Annotated in this window: 17 protein-coding genes; 7 read left to right on the top strand and 10 right to left on the bottom strand. The window is 59.3% G+C overall.

Annotated features, from left to right (window positions below; all coding sequences use genetic code 11):
• The first annotated feature begins 18 nt into the window (after nt 1–18).
• The gene (locus VOI22_RS02440) at nt 19–1,629 is read left to right on the top strand and encodes a fumarate hydratase (protein ID WP_028465517.1); all 1,611 of its coding nucleotides are present in this window, start codon (nt 19–21) and stop codon (nt 1,627–1,629) included.
• 36 nt (nt 1,630–1,665) lie between these two features.
• Nucleotides 1,666–2,307: an alpha/beta family hydrolase gene (locus tag VOI22_RS02435; protein WP_323795003.1), complete on the top strand. Its 642-nt coding sequence runs from the start codon at nt 1,666–1,668 to the stop codon at nt 2,305–2,307.
• Here VOI22_RS02435 and VOI22_RS02430 read toward each other — a convergent pair.
• Nucleotides 2,304–2,558, bottom strand: coding sequence for a hypothetical protein (locus VOI22_RS02430; RefSeq protein WP_028465518.1), 255 nt, complete (start codon nt 2,556–2,558; stop codon nt 2,304–2,306). The genes VOI22_RS02435 and VOI22_RS02430 overlap by 4 nt on opposite strands.
• 667 nt (nt 2,559–3,225) lie before the next feature.
• On the opposite strand from VOI22_RS02430, the gene VOI22_RS02425 reads away from it, so the two are divergent.
• Complete coding sequence (locus tag VOI22_RS02425) at nt 3,226–4,047, top strand: flagellin (RefSeq protein ID WP_323795002.1); 822 nt, start codon at nt 3,226–3,228, stop codon at nt 4,045–4,047.
• Between the two features lie 163 nt (nt 4,048–4,210).
• Here the strand turns inward: VOI22_RS02425 and VOI22_RS02420 are convergent, their stop codons facing one another.
• The 5 genes from VOI22_RS02420 to VOI22_RS02400 form a co-directional block, all read right to left on the bottom strand.
• Nucleotides 4,211–5,539, bottom strand: coding sequence for an aspartate aminotransferase family protein (locus VOI22_RS02420; protein ID WP_323795001.1), 1,329 nt, complete (start codon nt 5,537–5,539; stop codon nt 4,211–4,213).
• An 82-nt stretch (nt 5,540–5,621) separates the two neighbouring features.
• A complete protein-coding gene (locus tag VOI22_RS02415) occupies nt 5,622–6,269 on the bottom strand; it encodes an ABC-type transport auxiliary lipoprotein family protein (RefSeq protein WP_323795000.1) in 648 nt (215 codons plus the stop codon).
• On the bottom strand, nt 6,269–7,255 hold the full coding sequence (locus VOI22_RS02410) for an MlaD family protein (protein WP_323794999.1): 987 nt from the start codon (nt 7,253–7,255) through the stop codon (nt 6,269–6,271). Before VOI22_RS02410 ends, VOI22_RS02415 begins: the two co-directional genes overlap by 1 nt.
• Before the next feature lie 20 nt (nt 7,256–7,275).
• A complete protein-coding gene (locus tag VOI22_RS02405) occupies nt 7,276–8,091 on the bottom strand; it encodes an ABC transporter ATP-binding protein (protein WP_416366063.1) in 816 nt (271 codons plus the stop codon).
• A 3-nt stretch (nt 8,092–8,094) separates the two neighbouring features.
• Entirely contained in the window at nt 8,095–9,231 is a 1,137-nt protein-coding gene (locus VOI22_RS02400; RefSeq protein ID WP_323794998.1) for an ABC transporter permease, read from the bottom strand.
• A gap of 169 nt (nt 9,232–9,400) precedes the next feature.
• Here VOI22_RS02400 and VOI22_RS02395 point away from each other — a divergent pair, with 169 nt between their 5' ends.
• Nucleotides 9,401–9,916: an adenine phosphoribosyltransferase gene (locus tag VOI22_RS02395; RefSeq protein WP_323794997.1), complete on the top strand. Its 516-nt coding sequence runs from the start codon at nt 9,401–9,403 to the stop codon at nt 9,914–9,916.
• 124 nt (nt 9,917–10,040) lie between these two features.
• Nucleotides 10,041–11,249 carry an HlyD family efflux transporter periplasmic adaptor subunit gene (locus VOI22_RS02390; protein ID WP_323794996.1) on the top strand — a complete coding sequence of 403 codons (1,209 nt, stop codon included), beginning with the start codon at nt 10,041–10,043 and terminating at the stop codon, nt 11,247–11,249.
• A 482-nt stretch (nt 11,250–11,731) separates the two neighbouring features.
• Here the strand turns inward: VOI22_RS02390 and VOI22_RS02385 are convergent, their stop codons facing one another.
• On the bottom strand, nt 11,732–12,643 hold the full coding sequence (locus tag VOI22_RS02385) for a transcriptional regulator GcvA (RefSeq protein ID WP_323794995.1): 912 nt from the start codon (nt 12,641–12,643) through the stop codon (nt 11,732–11,734).
• A gap of 195 nt (nt 12,644–12,838) precedes the next feature.
• Between VOI22_RS02385 and VOI22_RS02380 the strand changes: the two genes are divergently transcribed.
• Entirely contained in the window at nt 12,839–13,129 is a 291-nt protein-coding gene (locus tag VOI22_RS02380; RefSeq protein WP_323794994.1) for a DUF1127 domain-containing protein, read from the top strand.
• Nucleotides 13,130–13,179: 50 nt separating this feature from the next.
• Here VOI22_RS02380 and VOI22_RS02375 read toward each other — a convergent pair whose 3' ends face one another.
• The gene (locus VOI22_RS02375) at nt 13,180–14,406 is read right to left on the bottom strand and encodes a bifunctional alpha/beta hydrolase/OsmC family protein (protein ID WP_323794993.1); all 1,227 of its coding nucleotides are present in this window, start codon (nt 14,404–14,406) and stop codon (nt 13,180–13,182) included.
• A 180-nt stretch (nt 14,407–14,586) separates the two neighbouring features.
• Nucleotides 14,587–15,540, bottom strand: coding sequence for a GlxA family transcriptional regulator (locus VOI22_RS02370; RefSeq protein ID WP_323794992.1), 954 nt, complete (start codon nt 15,538–15,540; stop codon nt 14,587–14,589).
• An 82-nt stretch (nt 15,541–15,622) separates the two neighbouring features.
• On the opposite strand from VOI22_RS02370, the gene VOI22_RS02365 reads away from it, so the two are divergent.
• Entirely contained in the window at nt 15,623–16,318 is a 696-nt protein-coding gene (locus VOI22_RS02365; protein ID WP_323794991.1) for a DJ-1/PfpI family protein, read from the top strand.
• A gap of 131 nt (nt 16,319–16,449) precedes the next feature.
• Here the strand turns inward: VOI22_RS02365 and serA are convergent, their stop codons facing one another.
• A complete protein-coding gene (gene serA / locus VOI22_RS02360; protein WP_323794990.1) occupies nt 16,450–18,027 on the bottom strand; it encodes a phosphoglycerate dehydrogenase in 1,578 nt (525 codons plus the stop codon).
• Between the last annotated feature and the right edge of the window lie 22 nt (nt 18,028–18,049).

Here is an 18,049-nt window from a genome sequence, read left to right as displayed (position 1 = left end):
CGCTGGAGAATAGCCCCAATGGCCGACTTCAATTTCACCGAGATGTTCCCGCTTGCGGAGGACACAACGGAATATCGTAAGCTCACCAGCGATTATGTCGGTGTGGAAAAGTTTCGCGGTCAGGATATCCTGACCATAGAGCCCGAAGCTTTCACGATGCTGACGGAACAGGCTTTCCGGGACATCTCCCACCTGCTCCGCCCCGCGCATCTGCAGCAACTGCGCAATATCCTCGAGGATGACGAAGCGACCAACAACGACAAGTTCGTTGCATACGAGTTGCTGAAAAATGCAGGCATCTCCGCCGGCGGCGTGCTGCCGATGTGCCAGGATACCGGTACCGCCATCGTGATGGGCAAAAAGGGCCAGAACGTCTTCACCGGCTTCAACGAAGAAAAAGCCATCGCGAAGGGCGTTTACGACGTCTACACAAACCACAATCTGCGCTACAGCCAGATGGCACCGCTGGACATGTTCACCGAGAAGAACACGTCCAACAACCTGCCGGCGCAGATCGAGCTTTATGCGACCGAAGGCGATGCCTACAAGTTTATGTTCTGCCAGAAGGGCGGCGGCTCGGCGAACAAGAGCTTCCTGTTCCAGGAAACCAAGGCGATCCTCAATCCGGACGCGCTTATGAAGTTCCTGGATACCAAGATCCGCACACTCGGCACTGCAGCCTGCCCGCCCTATCACCTCGCCATCGTGATCGGCGGCCCCTCGGCCGAGTTCAACATGAAGACCGTGAAGCTCGCCTCAACCAAGTATCTCGACGGTCTGCCGACCAAGGGCAGCGAGTCCGGCCACGCCTTCCGCGACGTGGAGATGGAACAGCAGGTCCTGAAGATGACCCAGGACATGGGCATTGGCGCCCAGTTCGGCGGCAAGTATTATTGCCACGACATCAGGATTATCCGCCTGCCGCGCCATGGCGCATCCCTGCCCGTCGGCATCGGGGTTTCCTGTTCCGCCGACCGCCAGTGCTTCGCCAAGATCACCAAGGACGGCATTTTCGTCGAGCGGCTGGAAACAGATCCGTCCAAGTACATGCCGGATATCGATCCGAGCGAGTTCGAGGGCGATGTCGTCAAAATCGACCTCGGTCAGCCAATGGATGAGATCCGCAAGACGCTCAGCCAGTATCCGATCAAGACCCCGGTTTCACTGTCTGGCACGATCATCGTTGCCCGCGACATCGCCCATGCGAAGCTGAAAGAACGGATCGACAGCGGCGAAGGCCTGCCTGACTACGTGAAGAACCATCCGATCTATTACGCAGGCCCGGCCAAGACCCCGGAAGGCTATGCCTCCGGCTCGTTCGGTCCGACCACGGCGGGACGGATGGATTCCTATGTCGATCCCTTCATGGCTGCCGGCGGCAGCTTCGTGATGCTGGCAAAGGGCAATCGCTCCCCCCAGGTACGCGAAGCCTGCAAGAAATATGGCGGCTTCTATCTCGGCTCCGTCGGCGGGGCCGCCGCCAAACTGGCGCTGGAAAGCATCAAAAAGGTCGAGGTTCAGGAGTTTCCGGAACTCGGCATGGAAGCGGTCTGGCGTATCGAAGTCGAAGATTTCCCCGCCTTTATCGTTACGGACGACAAGGGTAATGACTTCTTCGCCAATATCTGACGATGCGGTGCGCATGTATCTGACGATGCGACGCGTATGACAGCGCCTGATTTTCTGACGGACGGGCCGGCGGATGCGCCGGCCTCTTTCGTTCTGGCCCACGGCGCTGGCGCGCCGATGGACGCGCCCTTCATGAACCAGATCGCAGAAGGCGTCGCCGCGGCCGGCTTCCGGGTGCTCCGCTTTGAATTCCCCTATATGGCGGGACGACGTACTGGCGGCAGCAAACGGCCGCCCGACCGGCAACCCGTTCTTCTGGAAAGTTGGCGGAACGCTATTGCGGCAGCGGCAGCAGACCGCGCCCTCGTCATAGGCGGAAAATCCATGGGTGGCCGCATGGCGAGCCTTGTCGCCGACGAGAGCGGTGTCGATGGATTGATCTGCCTCGGCTACCCGTTTCATCCGCCAGGCAAACCGGACAAGCTTCGCACGGAGCATCTGGAGGGCATCACCTGCCCGACGTTGATCCTTCAGGGCGAGCGGGATCCTTTTGGGAACCGAACAGAAGTCGAGAGCTATCGGTTATCGGAAGCGATCACCCTTGAGTGGATCCCGGACGGCAATCATGACCTGTCGCCACGAAAAGCCTCAGGCCACACAGCTCAATCGAACATGGCAGCGACGACTACCGCCGCCGTGACATTTCTTGAAAACGTCGTTCGCAGACAAAAGGCTTAATGGTGAAGCTGGGATCTGTCGTCGATTGCAGCGCTGATCAGTTCAGCCGGTGATTTGATCTGCTTCTCAATCACGGGCAGCTGCAATTCGTCAGCACTCGTGCGGTAGACGATATAGGCATTTGCCATCCACCCGCCGACCACAATCGGACCAACCAGAATAACAGCTAAAGAAACCAGAGCGACCACACGCATAACTGATCGGAAAAGTGCTTCCGCGACGCTGTCTTCTGTCTGTTCCCAAACGGCCACTGATCTAAATCCCGCCCAAAGAGTGCCCCTGAAGGGCGCTCCCACAATCAACAAGTGAATTCTACATTAGCAGAAAGAAATGCAACCCTCAATGCTATGTCGCAACACATTGCCGCAAGTGCCACAAATTACACAACTTTCCACAACCAGAGATGTGCGTATCGCAGTCACCCAAAACAATGCGATTAAACACATAGACAGTCATATTTTAAAGTTGTCCTAAAATTTCATTAACAAAAAGTAAGCGTATTGCCAGTAAGCCAATCGAATCACTAAGCGCCCCGGTACGGAAATAAACCGCTCTAAAGCAACTATTTAATAAAAATTAAGCAAGTATAAACCGCGTCATGCCGACGTAGATTCGTTGTCTTCGGAGGTATCGGCACATCATCCGGATCTCAAAATTTCTGTGAATCTGACCGCGACTTCCGCGCTAATTCCACGCCAATTCGCGCTCAAATTGACCCGAGTGGAAACGACGCCTCGGAGCCACAGAGATAGCAAGCAAACCCTCCCCAGAGCTGGTCGAGTGACTTGTGTCACACTGGTTTGGGGTGGTTTTCCGATCACGACTTACAAACGACGGAAAAAATGCTATATTATAAGTTGAGATTTAAGCGACTATCGGACATCCCTGTTCGTGCACCGTTAGAGAGAGTGCGTAGATATGGCTATTAACAATTCGATCAATACGAATGGTGGCGCCTTTTCGGCGCTCCGGAGTTTCAACTCCGCGCGTAACGATCAGAGCCAAACTGAGAACCGTATTTCGACCGGCAAAAATGTTGCAGGCGCGCTGGATCAGGCGTCTCTGTTTGCTATCGCGCAGAGCATCCGGGGTGAGCTGAGCGCCAATGCAGCCGTGCAGCAGGGATTGAACCAGACGTCAGGCGCGGTGAAAGTCGCAACAGCCGGCGCGACGGCTATCTCAAATCTGACATCCGACATTCAGGGCAAGCTGGTTGAGCTGTCCAACCCCGCAAACACGACTGAGCAACAGGGCATCCTGCAGAACGATCTGGATGCACTCCTGGGACAGGCTCAGGGCTTTGTCGACAACAGCAGCTTCAACGGAACCAATCTGCTGGAGTCCGGAGCCGGAGATCTGAACACGCTTCAGAACGGCGACGGGGACGTCTTGACCGTCTCCGGCCAGGGCTCTGTCGCGGATAGCCTCGCAGCGCTGGCTGCCGCCGATTTCAGCGATCCCGCTGCGGTTCTTGAAAATGAGTTCACGAACTTCCAGGCAGCCCTGAACACCTCGCTCGGAGAGCTGGGCGCAAGCGGCCGCCGTATTACCGCGCAGAACGATCAGCTGCAGGGCATCGCGGATGCAACCGAAGAAGGCCTCGGCAATATTGTCGATGCAAATCTCGGTCGGGAAGCAGCCCAGCTTGCGGCAGATCAGGTCCGCGGCCAGCTGAGCGCACTGTCGCTCGGGATCGCCAACCGCAGCCCGCAAGCACTTCTCGGCCTGTTCCGCTCTTAACAGAACGGCTTCAGCCGCCACGTACCTAGATCAATAGATTATAGAGAGCCCCGCCGCGTTCCTGACCGGCGGGGCTTTTTCGTTTAGCGGACCACCAGGACCGAACAACTGGCATGGCGCACCACCCGCGCCGCATTCGGCCCGAGCAAGCTACCGGCTGTCGCTAGCGGGAAGACAGTGCGCTCTCCACCGCCACACCAAGCTTTTCGACGATTTCAGCGACATGGCTGTCATCAATGATGAACGGCGGGGCCAACAGAATATGATCGCCGACCCGGCCGTCGATGGTGCCGCCCATCGGGTAGCACATCAGCCCGTTCGCCATGGCATTGGCTTTCACCTTTGCGTGGAGCTTCAGATCCGGATCGAAGGATTGTTTACTCGCCCTGTCCTCCACCAACTCGATGCCGATGAATAGACCGCGACCACGGATATCGCCGACATGGGGATGGTTGCCGAACCGTTCCTCAAGGGCCGCCTTCAGCTTCTCTCCCATGACGCGGACCTTATCCAGCAGACCGTCTTCCTCGATAACCTGCTGCACCGCGAGTGCCCCGGCGCAAGCGGCCGGATGGCCCATATAGGTGTGGCCATGCTGGAAGAAACCGCTGCCGTCGCGGATCGCCTCGAAGATCTTTTTCGAGACCAGGGTCGCCCCGATAGGCTGATATCCGGCACCGAGCCCCTTGGCGATGGTCAGAAGATCCGGCGCAACGCCGTCTTCCTCGCACGCGAAGAGATAGCCTGTGCGCCCCATGCCGCACATGACCTCATCGAAAATCAGCAGGATACCGTGAGTGTCGCAGATCTCGCGGATGCGCTTCAGATAGCCGGGAACGGGCGGCACCGCACCGAGGGTGGCACCGACGACCGGCTCGCATACGAACGCCGCGACAGTCTCGGGACCATGCTCCTGGATGGCCGTCTCCAGCTCGTTCGCGACCCGCTCACCGTAAGCCTCTTCGCTCTCGTCATCCTGCCGGCCCCGATAGGCATAACAGGGTGAGACGTGGGTGATGTCGATCAGCAGCGGGCGGAACTGCTCGCGCCGCCATTCGTTGCCGCCGACCGCCAGCGCGCCGAGCGTATTGCCATGATAGCTCTGTTTGCGGGCGATGATCTTGTGCCTCTCCGGCTGGCCGATCTCCATGAAATACTGGCGTGCCATCTTCAACGCCGCCTCGACGGCTTCGGAGCCGCCGGAGACGAAATAAACCCTGTCGAGGTCGCCAGGCGCCCGCGCGATCAGGTGATCCGCCAGACGCTCCATCGGCTCGTTCGAGAAGAAGCCGCTATGGGCGAACGGAATTTCGTCCAGTTGCGCCTTGATCGCCTCGATCACCCGCTTGTCGCTGTGACCGAGGCAGGACACCGCAGCCCCACCGCAGGCATCAAGATAGCTCTTGCCGTCCGTATCCTTGATGTAGACACCCTCGCCGCTTGCTGCGACGGGATAGGAGGCAACCGCACTGCGATGAAAGACGTGGTTCATGACGGACACTTTCGATTGGGGCGTTGCGTTTGAATACTCTGAGACAGTGCTCCCGGATTCCGCTTCCGGTCAAGCCATCGGCTCAGAGCGCCGCGGCACTCTTCAGGGTCCAGCCGACGATCTTCTTCATCACGCTGCCAAGCGCCAGATCGAAGCTCTTCACGATGCTCTCCATCCGGTTGTCCGGAGCCTCCCGAAGGGATTCGAAAGAGTGCGATGCGATAATGACCCGCTGCGGAATCTTCACCAGCTTGCAATTGATCCGGACCCTGATGGTCGGAACAGTCGCCCCCCCAAGATACTCGGCCTGGAATTCCCGCAACTCGGTCTGCAACTCGTAATCGCTGCGCAGCCCCACACCGCTGCGGCCGACCCCGACGATTTTCTCCGAATTCTCGAAAGACTCCACCAACAGCCGATAGACCATGGAGGGCGCCGTATCGACCCATTTCGCCCGCGCGAAATAATCCATCGTCAGCTCACCGCGCATAACCGCGATCTGGGAGGAATTGAGGCCCGCCGGGGCCAGCGGCGGCTCCACACCCAACTGCCATGACACATTGGGAATATCGTCGGCGAACGTGCTTTTCGGCGACAACCGATAGAGCTGCGATGGCGCCTGTGGCGTCGGTATGACGCCGCAGGCGGAAACAGCCGCAGCCGGCAAGGCTGTTCCGGCAAGGACAAGCAGCCGGCGGCGGCTCAGGGAGGGGACGTTTTGCTCACTCATTAGTCTGTCTCCACACCTTTGTTTCTGTTGCCAAAGAGGATTCGCGCCGGATCCGCCTCGACCTGCCGCACCAAACGGTCAAGGTCATTCATCAGCTGGCGCCCCTCGACAAGGAACTCCGTCAGCTCGTATAGCCCGGTCACCGCGAAATCGTTCACCGCCTCGCGGTTCTCCGAAATCAGGGTCGCCGCTTCGCCAGACGCCTTGCTCATATTCTTCAGAGTGTCGCGAAGATCGGCCGAGACAATCGCGATCTCCGCATCGACGGCTGAAACCGTGCCCCGCGTCGTTGCCATGGTCTGGGATATTTCCTCGCTCATCACCGAAATATCACCGCCGACCTGCGCCACGGTCTCGTCCAGCACCAGCATTGTCGTATGGGCGTTCTCGATGATTGCTTCGATCTCGCTGCTACGGTTCGCGAGAATGGCGGAAACGCTCTCAAGATTCTTCAGCGTGTTCTGGATCGACGTTCTGTTCTTTTCGTTCAGCAGCTGATTGGCCCGGTTCACCAGCACGACAAGCTGCGAGGCGATCTCGGGCGCGGCCTCAGCCACTTCCTGCAAGACCGATGGTCGGGATTCCAGCACCGGCACGTCATCGCCTGGACGTGCCGCCAGCAAGGGAGCGTCTTTGGAGCCGCCAGCAAGCTGGATATAGCCGACGCCCGTCAGCCCCTGGCTCTCAAGGGTGGCATAGACGTCCCGCTTGATCGGCACCTTGCTGTCGATTTCGACCCGGACCCGGATGATCTCGATATTGTCCGGGTCGATGGTGATATCGGTCACCTGGCCAACCGGAATGCCCCGATAGCGGGCCGGGCTGCCGACCGAAAGGCCGGTTACCTGCTCCTCGAACGTAATCTCGTAGGTGGCGACATCCCGGTCCAGCTCGACCTTGCCGAGCCAGACGACAAACCCCATCCCGGCCGCGAACATCGCGAAGACGAACACTCCGACGACGACATAGCTTGCGCGTGTTTCCATGGCAGTTCCGTCTCCCTCCCCTAGCCCTTCAGGCCCGGGGTTTCGAAAGCGGCCCGCGCGCGGGGCCCGTGAAAATATTCCTGTATCCAGGGGTGCGGGTTGGCAACCAGCTCCGACATGGTCCCCACCGTCACCTGCTTGTCGAGCAGCACCGCGATCCGGTCGCAGATTGCCACAAGGCTGTCGAGATCGTGGGTGACCATGACCACAGTCAGGTTGAGGCTGCTTTGCAGGTCCCGGATCAGCATGTCGAAATTGGAGGCGCCGATCGGATCGAGACCGGCCGTCGGCTCATCCAGAAAGACCACCTGCGGGTCGAGCGCCAGCGCCCGGGCGAGGCTTGCCCGCTTGCGCATACCGCCGGATAGCTGCGAGGGGAACTTGTCCGCCGCGTTCGGCGGCAGGCCGACCATGTTGATCTTCAGCAGTGCGAGCTCTCGCATCAGCAACTTCGGAATACCGCCACGCTCCCGCATCGGCGCCATGATGTTCTGCGCCACCGTCAAGGAGCTGAACAGGGCTCCGTCCTGGAACATCATGCCGAACCGGCCCTGCAGCTTGCGCGTCGGCATCTCGCCGCGCCCGGCTTCGATCTTCTCGCCAAGCAACTCGATCTCGCCCGCCGCCGGGATCTGCAGACCGATGATGGTGCGGAGCAAAACGGACTTGCCGGAGCCGGACCCGCCGACAACCCCCAGCACCTCGCCGCGCAGAACATCCAGATCGAGATTGTCATGCACGACCTGTGTGCCGAATGCGTTCCGGATGCCGCGCAACCGGATGGCAGGCTGGCTCGCCGTCTCGCTTGTAAAGCTCTCGTCCGTCATCGCCGCCATCGCTCAGATCCCGACTTCGGCAAAGAAGATCGCGAACAGCGCATCGAGCACGATCACGATGAAGATGGATTCAACCACGGCCTTGGTTGTCCGGAAGCCGACACTTTCGGCACTGCCCGAAACCTTCAGGCCCTGATGGCAGCCGACGACCGCGATGACATAGGCAAAGACCGGCGCTTTCAGGATGCCGGTGCCGAAATCCCAGAAATCGACAGACCCCTTGAGCTGAATCAGAAACTGCTGGATCGTCAGATCAAGCTTCATGACCGAGATCATCGCGCCCCCTGCCAACCCGGCGATATCGCCGATGAAGACAAGGATCGGCAGCGCGATGAACAGCGCGATCAGGCGCGGAAGGACCAGCACGTCCACCGGCGAGAGGCCGAGTGTTTCCAGCGCATCCACCTCCTGGTTCACCTTCATGGTGCCGATCTGGGCGGTAAAGGCGCTGCCGGACCGGCCCGCGACGATGATCGCCGTCAGCAGCACGCCGATCTCGCGCAGGACTGAAATGCCGACAAGGTTCACGGTCAGGATCGCGGCGCCGAACCGCTCAAGCTGCAGAGAGCCCATATAGGCCAGCACCACGCCAACCAGAAAGCAGAGGAGCGAAACGATACCGACGGCATTGAGACCGACATATTCAAGCTGGCTGACCAGCGCGACGAATCGGAGCTTCGTACGGCCCGTCAGCAAAGCCAGCAGCGAGACGATGGTCAGTCCGAAAAAGCCGAACAAATCGCGCCCGACATGGGCCATGTCGAACATCGCCTTCCCGGCCCGGGCAGTAATCACGATCAGCGGGTTCGGCCTGTCTTCATCCGTCGGCACGTCCGGATCGGGAATGAAGGCTTTCTCCAGCAGCGCTGAATATTCCGCCTGCAAACCGTCCAGCCGAACCTCGATTCCGCGCCCGGAGAACGCCTCGGACGTGCGGCGAAGAGTCCAGGCCCCTGCACTATCCAGCGCGGTAACCCCCGCAGCGTCTATCACCACCTGACGCGGGGAGGCTTTCACAGCTTGGCGGAACTGCCGGTCGAGCCGTGCGACCGCTTCAATGGTCAACGGCCCGGCAATGCCGAGCTTGAGTTCACCACCGGCTTCCGTGATCGAAAGCGAGGTTTCGGCTACAGCCGCCACGTCTTGTTCCCCCCAGCCCAAGGACACCGGCACTTGGCCGATCGACGCAAAGATTATTTCAGGCACAGCCCATGCGCCTGAAAACGCGAAGATTTCACAAGATACTGGAATTCATCGCAACTCTCACCTATCAAGGCCGCTGCTTAACAGATGGCATGGGAATCCGAGCATGGACCTCAAGAATCATATCCGCGAAGTGCCCGATTTTCCGAAGCCGGGCATCCTGTTTTACGATATCTCGACCCTGCTCGCCCATCCGGCAGCCTGGAAGGCGACCGTGGACCAGTTGAAAACCGTCGTCGACGGCTACAAGCCCGACGTGCTGGCCGGTATCGAGTCGCGCGGCTTCCTGGTCGCCGCCCCGCTCGCCCTGGAGCTCGGCCTCGGTTTCCACATGGTCCGCAAGAAGGGCAAGCTGCCCGGCAAGACCATTCCCTATACGTATGACCTGGAATATGGCAGCGACACGATCGAAGTGCAGGACGGCGCCATCGAGCCCGGCCAGCGCGTGGTCATCCTCGACGACCTGCTCGCCACCGGCGGCACGCTTGCTGCCGCCATCGAACTGGTCCGGAAGGTCGGCGGCGAAGTCACCGGCGCCGCCAGCATCATGGAACTCACCTTCCTCAAGGGCCGCGACCGGCTCGACATCCCCTTCACCTCCCTGATCGCCTACGACGACTGAGGCGACACGGGACGCCATGTCCCGGCCTCCTGACTTCCATCCGTCATCCTCGCTGTTCGCTGAAGACAGACAGAACCGCACCGCCCAATATTCCTGGCGTCGAAACAGCGTCGGAGCCGAATGAATGGGGCGTTACCGGAAAACCGGCGACCGGGTCGGCCGCCTGACCCTCGCGGCCCCGGTGGCGGGGGAGGTCACCGGCCTCTCGGTGCACACGCTCGGCGGCACTGTCCAGCCGGGCGCGCCGCTGATGCGGATCGTGCCGGACGGGGACCGTCTGACGGTCGAGGCGACGGTAACGAACCGGGATATCGGCTTTATCGAGATCGGCCAGCGGGCGGCGGTGAAGGTCGATGCCTTCAACTACATGCGCTACGGCAGCATCGAGGGCACGATCATCAGCCTCAGCGCCGATGCAGTCGTGCCCCAGGACGCGAACAACGCCGCCGGCGCGGCGGGTGCCGCCACCACGGGCCCGCAGGCGGCCCCGCAAATGCTGTCCTACACGGCGCGGATCGAAATCGAACGGGAACATCTGAACGTGGACGGCAGGGACGTGCGCCTGGTAGCCGGGCATGTCCGTGACAGCGGACCTGCTGACGGGAGAGAGACGGGTGCTGGAATATGTGCTGCAGCCGGTGCTGCGTTATGCGAGCGAAGGGATGCGGGAGCGATGAGGGATGTGAGGAAAAACATAAGCTCATTTATAAAAATAAAAAATCTTGCTTATCTTCCATTGTTATCATGCTTATTTCTTTCTAAAGGAATTTTATCTGGCGAAAATAATAAAGAAAAATCCAATACTGAATATATTGATATATGTGGAGATGTTTACTCGCATAATAGAAGTATTTTCATAAAGACAAAACATGGATCTACAGAATTTTCAAAAAATACATTCATTGATTCAAAAAATATTGATATGTCCAATTTTTTTCGTTCGAAAATTTTTTTGGTTACTATGTTTGAGGATTGTGATTATGAAATAATTGATAGAGCAGTTAAAATTATCGGAAAATACAAGAAATTACAAGAATTTGATACTTCAGGTGGCGGGTTTTCAGGCTTTTCTAGGGTATTTAAAAAAAGAGAAGGAATAGTAACAAGTTATATTGTTCGACCAAAATACAAAAATAGGTCATCTCTTAAGATAAATTTATTTGATGGGATGGATTATGCGTCAAGTTTTTCAGTTAGATTTCATATGAGTATCGGCATAATGATCCTTATTCGCGGTAAAGGCGGTTTTCCATTTGATAGTGAGGAGAAGTTTGGCGAATTTATCGATTTTTATTCTAATTCAATTAGTGACGAATTCAAGAAGGTTGAGTGAATATGACTGATCAACAAACAATTCCTGTTTCATACAATTTTACTCCAGAAGAGTATTCATTGCAATTAAGGGGACACACAACTTTTGCAATTAAGGCAATTAAGGGGACACACAACTTAATTCTCTAGAACCGCGCCCGCCTTCCACGGTTTCGGGATGACGTTTCAATGTGCAGGTCGTCGGCGAAGCGGCCTGCTCCGCCGCCCTCCCTCACATCACCTCACCTCACCTCAATTAAGGGGACACACAACTTAATTCGCAGGAAAGTCACCGGCGGCGCCGGCATCATGGAACTGACTTTCCTGAAGGGCCGCGACTGGCTCGACATCCCCTTACGTCGTTGATCGCCTACGACGACTGAGCGGATCATCTACCCCTCATCGTCATCCCGCACTTGATTCGGGACCCAGGGACGGAGTGTGCAGCTTTATGATCGCCCAGGTCCCGGCTCTTCGGCCGGTATGACGATATAGGTACGGGCCTCACTCCCCATTCACCGCCCGCACTTCCTCCATCAGCCAGTCGCGAAACGCGGCAATCTTTGGAATATCGGCACGATCCTTCGCGCTCAGCAGATAGAAGGCGAAGGTCAGCGGTGTACTCAGGCTCTGATCGAAGGGACGCACGAGACGGCCCGCCGCGATGTGATCCGCCACCAGTAACTCGCCCACCAAAGCCACACCGTGGCCATCGACCGCAGATTGAACAGCCATGCTTTCCATACTGAAGCGCGGGCCCCGGGCCGGGTCGATATCGTGCAGGCCGGCCGCCAGCAACCACATGCGCCAGCTCGCTTCGGCTTCGATCCAGTCAATATGCAGCAGGGTATGGTGGCGCAGATCCTCGGGCTTGCGTAACGGGTGTTCCCCTTCCAGCAGTGCCGGACTGCAGACCGGCGTGTTGCGCTGACCGAACAAACGGTCGACCCGAACCCCCTCATAGCCGCCGGGCCCATAGCGCACCGCCACGTCGACATCGTCGCGCGTCAGATCAACCAGACGATCGGTTCCGTTAATGCGAATTTCGATGTCCGGATGCCTGCTGCGGAACCGCTCAAGCCGAGGCAGCAGCCACATGCCGCCGAACGAAGGGCTGACGCTGATCGTCAGAACCCCGCTTTCGCAATGGCTGCGTATCTGATCCACCGCCTGGGCCAACTTGTCAAAGCCTTGCCCCAATGTTGGCAGGGCGACCTGCCCCGCCTCTGTGAGCCGAAGCGCCCGGGTCAGGCGCCGGAACAATGGCACCCCAAGCAGCTCCTCAAGCGATTTGACCTGATGACTGACTGCGGCCGGCGTGACGTTCAACTCGGCCGCCGCCTTTGTGAAGCTGAGGTGCCGCCCGGCGGCCTCGAAAGCCCTCAGCGCATTAAGCGGCGGCTGCGGTCGCCCCATGACTTACACCCAAATTTTTCTAATACATCAACCGAGATCTTCTCGTTTGTCGGCAACGATAATACTCAATAATTTCCCAACAATACATCAAACACCGCGCCTCCCCCCCGATAGGAATGGCGGATGAAATCATCAAATAAATCTCTCCCATAAAAAGTCGACGGCCGGTGAAACCTTAAGCCGTTGGAGGACATCATGCACCTACGCCACCAGCACCCCGAACCCGCCTGCGACTTCCAGCAACCGCGTCTCGATCAGCTCGGGCACCCGATTTTTGGAAGCGTGTCACGGCTCATCCAGGCCGCGGATACAGCGATACGCCGGGGCTTCCGCAAGATCGCCCGCGAGCGACAGCGGCGCGCCAGCATCCAGGAACTTCAAGGCATGAGCGACCGTCAGCTCCTGGATATCGGTGTAGAGCGCTCTGAAATCACCGCGATGGTCGAGAAAATCCTGGAGCAAAAAGCGCACCGGGGTGACGCTTGAGCTACAGGCTGCCGGCAAAGTGGCAAGCTCCGCCCCTCCTCAAGCCATCATCAAACGATTTCGACCATCTCTGTCTCGATCACGATTTCCGAATGCAGGGTCCGGTGGACCGGGCACTTGTCGGCAATCTCCCGGAGCTTTTGCCGCTGCTCCGCGTCGAGCGGCCCCTCAATGATGATCTCCCGGCTGATCTTGTCTATCTTGCCCGCCTTCGTGTCACAGGCGGCACAGTCGTCAGCGTGAACCTTACTGTGCCGGAGCCGGGTCTCGAGACGGTCGAGCTGCCAGCCTTTGCGTTCGGCATAGAGCGCCAGCGTCATGTTGGTGCAGGCACCGAGGCCCGCCAGCAGGAAGTCATAGGGCGCGGGACCGGTATTATCGCCGCCGACACTTTTCGGCTCATCCGCCCGCAGCCTGTGACCCGCCGCAAGGACGGCTTGCGGGAATTTCCCCTCGCCTAGATGCGCGACGACGACCTCTCCCTCGCGCGCGGCGAGCTGTAGCGGCGCATCTTCCGGAACGAGGCGGCCCGCCCACGCGGCAATGACCGAGGCAACATAGTTCGCGTCGGCTGGCCGGGTCAGCAGGTGGTCCGCCTTGTCGAGAGAGACAAAGCTCTTTGGATGTTTCGCTGCGGCAAATATCCGGCTCGCATTCTCGATACCGACAGTCATGTCCAGAGGAGCATGAAAAATCAGCAGATCCCGCTTCAGGTTCGCGATCCGCTCTTCCAGGTCATGCGTCTTGAGATCGTCGATGAAAGACTTCCGTATCCGGAAATTCCGGCCGGCGAGCGACACCTCCGCCTCTCCGTCCCGTTCGATTACGTCAAGATCCGCACCGAAATTATGCACGACATGTTCCGGGTCCGCCGGCGCCCCGATGGTCGCAATACCCTTGACCTCCGGGATGTGAGCAGCGGCCGATAAAACCGCGGCGCCACCAAGCGAATGCCCGATCAGCAATGTCGGCGCCATCCCTTCCGCGCGCATCCAGTCCGCCGCCGCGACCAGGTCCTCGATATTCGACGCGAAGGTCGTATTCGCGAACTCCCCCTCGCTGTGCCCGAGACCGGTAAAGTCGAACCGCAGCACGGCAAGCCCCTGCGCAGCCAGACCACCCGCGATCTGGCGCGCGGCGGCTATGTCCTTCGAGCAGGTGAAGCAATGGGCAAACAGCGCATACCCGCGCGGCTTGCCGACCGGCAGATCAAGACGCGCCGCCAAATTGCCTCCCAGTGCCCCCGCAAAACTGACTTTTCTGGTCTCAATCGACATAGGCTGCCTCTCCTCACAAATCGACGCCCAGGATACATGGCTTACCCGGCCATGGTCGCAAAACCATAGCCGCCCAGGGTGATATATGCAGAGCTTGGGGAAATAGACTTCATATCCGCGCGAGCGGGATTCGCTTCTCTGAATCCTCATCTATGCGACTGAAACAGTCCGCATGCCGCATCAGACAAAGCGCTCACGGTAAGCCTGCGGACTTGCGCCGAGGCGACGCCGGAACACGCGGCGCATGGTTTCCTCCGTCCCGAACCCGCAATACCGGGCAACGCGCGAGACAGGACCGTTCTGCTCGAGCAGGCGCCGGGCGGTTTCCAGTCGCATGTCCTCGAGCGCGCTTGCCGGAGTCCGGCCCGTTGCTCTCCGGTAATGCCGAGAAAAACTCCGGACGCTCATCCCGGCCCGGGCAGCGAGATCGTCGATTGAAAGCCGGTGCTGAAGGTTCTGCTGCATCCATGAATGCAGCTCGTCGAAACGCCCAGCCCCGCCCTGAAGCGTCAGCGCTGTGCTGAATTGCGACTGGCCTCCCGGCCGCTTCAGGAACACAACCAGCTGCCGGCCCGCGCTCAATGCCATGTCGCGGCCGAGATCGGCTTCCACCATGGCCAGCGCCAGATCGATCCCTGCCGTCACACCAGCCGATGTCCAGATATCACCGTCACGCACGAAGATCGGGTCCATTTCGAGACGGACCTTGGGAAAGCGCCGGGAGAACTCCTCACAGCGCTGCCAATGTGTTACCGCCCTGCGACCGTCCAGCAACCCGGCAGTCGCGAGCAGGAACGCACCGCTGCACACCGACGCCGTCCGGCGCGCCGACCGGGTCCGGTCGCGCAGCCACGTCACCAGCTCCGCATCCTCGCAGGCAGAATTGACGCCCACGCCACCCGCGATGATGAAAGTATCGACAGGCTGGTTCGGCGGCCCCATCGGCTCCACCGAAAGAGAGAGGCCGGCACTGGTTCTGACGCTGTTCCCGTTCCCGACGACGACAGGCGCGTAAGGCTCTTTTGCGCCCTCTGAGCGAGCCAGATCGTTGACCGTGGAGAATACCTGCAACGGACCCGCGACATCGAGCAGCTGGCAGTCAGGAAATCCCAATATCTCGATACGCCGTGTCATTTTGGCCTGATTCGTTGGAAGTTTGGCGGTACGGCCAAAACAATTGGCTTTAAGCTCCCCACAGTCAACCAGGAGCCCTCACATGACGGTCAAAATTGGTCTTCTTCTGTTTCCCGGCGTTCAGCTACTCGACTTCGTCGGCCCTTATGAAATCTTCAAAGCCACGCGCGATACGGAGACCCTTCTTATCGGTGCGGACACGCAGCCCATTGCCGCCTCCTGCGGCCTGCCTCTCCAGCCGACTATCTCATTCTCTGATTGCCCCCAGCTCGACGTGATCTGCGTGCCGGGCGGCGGCGGGGTTAATCCGCTATTGCGCGATGAAGCCACCCTGTCCTTCATCCGCCGTCAGGCCGAGGGTGCGCGCTATGTCACCTCGGTCTGCACCGGCTCTCTCCTGCTCGGGGCGGCCGGACTGCTGAAGGGCAAGAAGGCGACGTCACACTGGTATGCGGTTGATTTTCTGGAGAAATTCGGAGCCATTTACACACCAGGTCGGGTCGTGCGCGACGGCAATCTGATTACAGCAGGCGGCATCACCTCGGGTATCGATTTCGGACTTGTTCTGATTGCCGAGTTGTTCGGCCAGGAAGAAGCCGAGGCCGTCCAGCTCGGGATGGAATACGCCCCGAAACCGCCATTCAACAGCGGAACACCCGAGGATGCTCCCTCCGGCGCCAAGGCCTTGGCCGAGCATCGGCTGGCGGCCTCGCGGAAAATCCGGGAGAAGATTTTCGCTGATATGTCAGGGTCGGAAGTGTTCGAGCGACCGGATTAAAGCACAATGCCACTATTCGGCCCGCCCAAATTCGTCATCCCCTCGCACGAGGGGACCCAGGAGAAGATAAGCTCTGCTTCATGATCCTCTGGGTCCCCGATCGGGGTCGGGGATGATGGTGTTGGTTATGGTCAGAACTTCAGAGCATCCACCCGCGCCACGTTCGGCAGCTTCTTCACGGCGGCGAGCAAATCTTCGCTGACAGCGCTGTCCACTTCGACAAGGGCAACCGCCTCGCCACCCTCTTCCCGGCGGCCGAGGTGGAAGGTGGCGATATTGACCCCGGCATCGCCGAGCGCGGAACCAAGGGCGCCAATGAAGCCCGGCTTGTCATAGTTTCGGACATAAAGCATGTGCGGGCCGAACTCGGCCTCAATGGCGATGCCCTGAACATCGACCAGACGCGGCAGATTCTCCGCGAACAGCGTGCCCGCGACCGATCGGGTCCGGTCATCCGTCTCGACGGTGACACGCAGCATGGTCTGGTAATCGCAGGGCCGGTCATGCTTGATCGTGGTTACAGCGATCCCGCGCGCCTGCGCTTCCGCCGGGGCGCTGACCATGTTGACCGAGGTCAGCGTCGGCTTCAGCACTCCTGTGAGGGCAGCGGCAACAACCGGCGCCGGATTTATCTCCGCCGCCAACCCTTCGAACTCGATGGAGATCGACTTGATGGCACTGCCGATCACCTGCCCCGAGAACGCGCCGAGATTTTCAGCCAGCTTCATATAGGGCTTCAGCAGCGGCGCCTCTTCCGCCGTGACGGACGGCATGTTGACAGCGTTGGTTACGGCACCTGTCAGCAGATAGTCGGACATCTGCTCCGCTACCTGCAGGGCCACTTTCTCTTGCGCCTCGCTGGTGGAAGCCCCCAGATGCGGCGTGGCGATGAAGTTCGGCGCGCCGAACAGAACGTTCTCCTTGGCCGGCTCCTCGACGAAAACGTCAAAGGCGGCACCGGCAACGTGACCCGTCTCCAGCGCACCGCGCAGGGCGACCTCGTCCACCAGACCGCCACGTGCGCAGTTGATGATCCGGACACCGGCTTTCATCTTCTGGATTGCGCCCGCGTCAATGATGTTGCGGGTCGCGTCGGTCATCGGCGTGTGCAGGGTGATAATGTCCGCCTCGGCGAAGAGCTGATCGAGCTCAACCTTGGTAACACCAAGCTGCGCCGCCCGCTCGTCACTGAGATACGGATCATAGGCGGCGACCTTCATTTTCAGGCCACGTGCCCGATCGGCGACGATGGCGCCGATATTGCCGCAACCGATCAGGCCGAGGCGCTTGCCGGTCAGCTCGACGCCCATGAACTTGGATTTCTCCCACTTCCCTTCCTGGGTCGAGCGGTCGGCAGCGGGGATCTGGCGAGCCAGCGCGAACATCATCGCGATGGCATGTTCCGCCGTGGTAATGGCGTTGCCGAAGGGGGTATTCATCACCACCACACCGGCGGCCGTGGCGGCAACGGTATCGACATTGTCGACGCCAATCCCGGCCCGGCCGACAACCTTGAGGTTCGGCGCCTTGGCCAGAACCTCTTTCGTCACCTTGGTCGCGGACCGGATAGCGAGACCGTCATAGTCGGCAATGATCTCAAGCAACTCTTCCGGCGACAGGCCCGGCTTGAAATCGGTTTCGAGGCCACGCGCGCGGAAAATATCCACGGCAGCGGGGCTCAGCTTGTCTGAAATAAGGACTTTGGGCACGGCATGCTCCTCGTGCGCTCGT

Origin of the sequence: Nisaea sp. (genome assembly GCF_034670185.1) — a bacterium.
In the GTDB taxonomy this organism is placed as follows: Bacteria; Pseudomonadota; Alphaproteobacteria; order Thalassobaculales; family Thalassobaculaceae; genus Nisaea.
The sequence above is the reverse complement of the archived record's forward strand: the minus strand, read 5'-3'. Positions and strand labels throughout refer to the sequence as shown.

Coding starts and splice junctions, on each gene's coding strand:
- VOI22_RS02440 (WP_028465517.1), top strand. CDS start 19: ATGGCCGACTTCAATTTCACCGAGATGTTCCCGCTTGCGGAGGACACA.
- VOI22_RS02385 (WP_323794995.1), bottom strand. CDS start 12,643: ATGGGGCGACCGCAGCCGCCGCTTAATGCGCTGAGGGCTTTCGAGGCC.
- VOI22_RS02415 (WP_323795000.1), bottom strand. CDS start 6,269: ATGAGTGAGCAAAACGTCCCCTCCCTGAGCCGCCGCCGGCTGCTTGTC.
- VOI22_RS02370 (WP_323794992.1), bottom strand. CDS start 15,540: ATGACACGGCGTATCGAGATATTGGGATTTCCTGACTGCCAGCTGCTC.
- VOI22_RS02435 (WP_323795003.1), top strand. CDS start 1,666: ATGACAGCGCCTGATTTTCTGACGGACGGGCCGGCGGATGCGCCGGCC.
- VOI22_RS02405 (WP_416366063.1), bottom strand. CDS start 8,091: ATGGCGGCGATGACGGACGAGAGCTTTACAAGCGAGACGGCGAGCCAG.
- VOI22_RS02365 (WP_323794991.1), top strand. CDS start 15,623: ATGACGGTCAAAATTGGTCTTCTTCTGTTTCCCGGCGTTCAGCTACTC.
- VOI22_RS02395 (WP_323794997.1), top strand. CDS start 9,401: ATGGACCTCAAGAATCATATCCGCGAAGTGCCCGATTTTCCGAAGCCG.
- VOI22_RS02420 (WP_323795001.1), bottom strand. CDS start 5,539: ATGAACCACGTCTTTCATCGCAGTGCGGTTGCCTCCTATCCCGTCGCA.
- VOI22_RS02410 (WP_323794999.1), bottom strand. CDS start 7,255: ATGGAAACACGCGCAAGCTATGTCGTCGTCGGAGTGTTCGTCTTCGCG.
- VOI22_RS02380 (WP_323794994.1), top strand. CDS start 12,839: ATGCACCTACGCCACCAGCACCCCGAACCCGCCTGCGACTTCCAGCAA.
- VOI22_RS02425 (WP_323795002.1), top strand. CDS start 3,226: ATGGCTATTAACAATTCGATCAATACGAATGGTGGCGCCTTTTCGGCG.
- VOI22_RS02375 (WP_323794993.1), bottom strand. CDS start 14,406: ATGTCGATTGAGACCAGAAAAGTCAGTTTTGCGGGGGCACTGGGAGGC.
- VOI22_RS02390 (WP_323794996.1), top strand. CDS start 10,041: ATGGGGCGTTACCGGAAAACCGGCGACCGGGTCGGCCGCCTGACCCTC.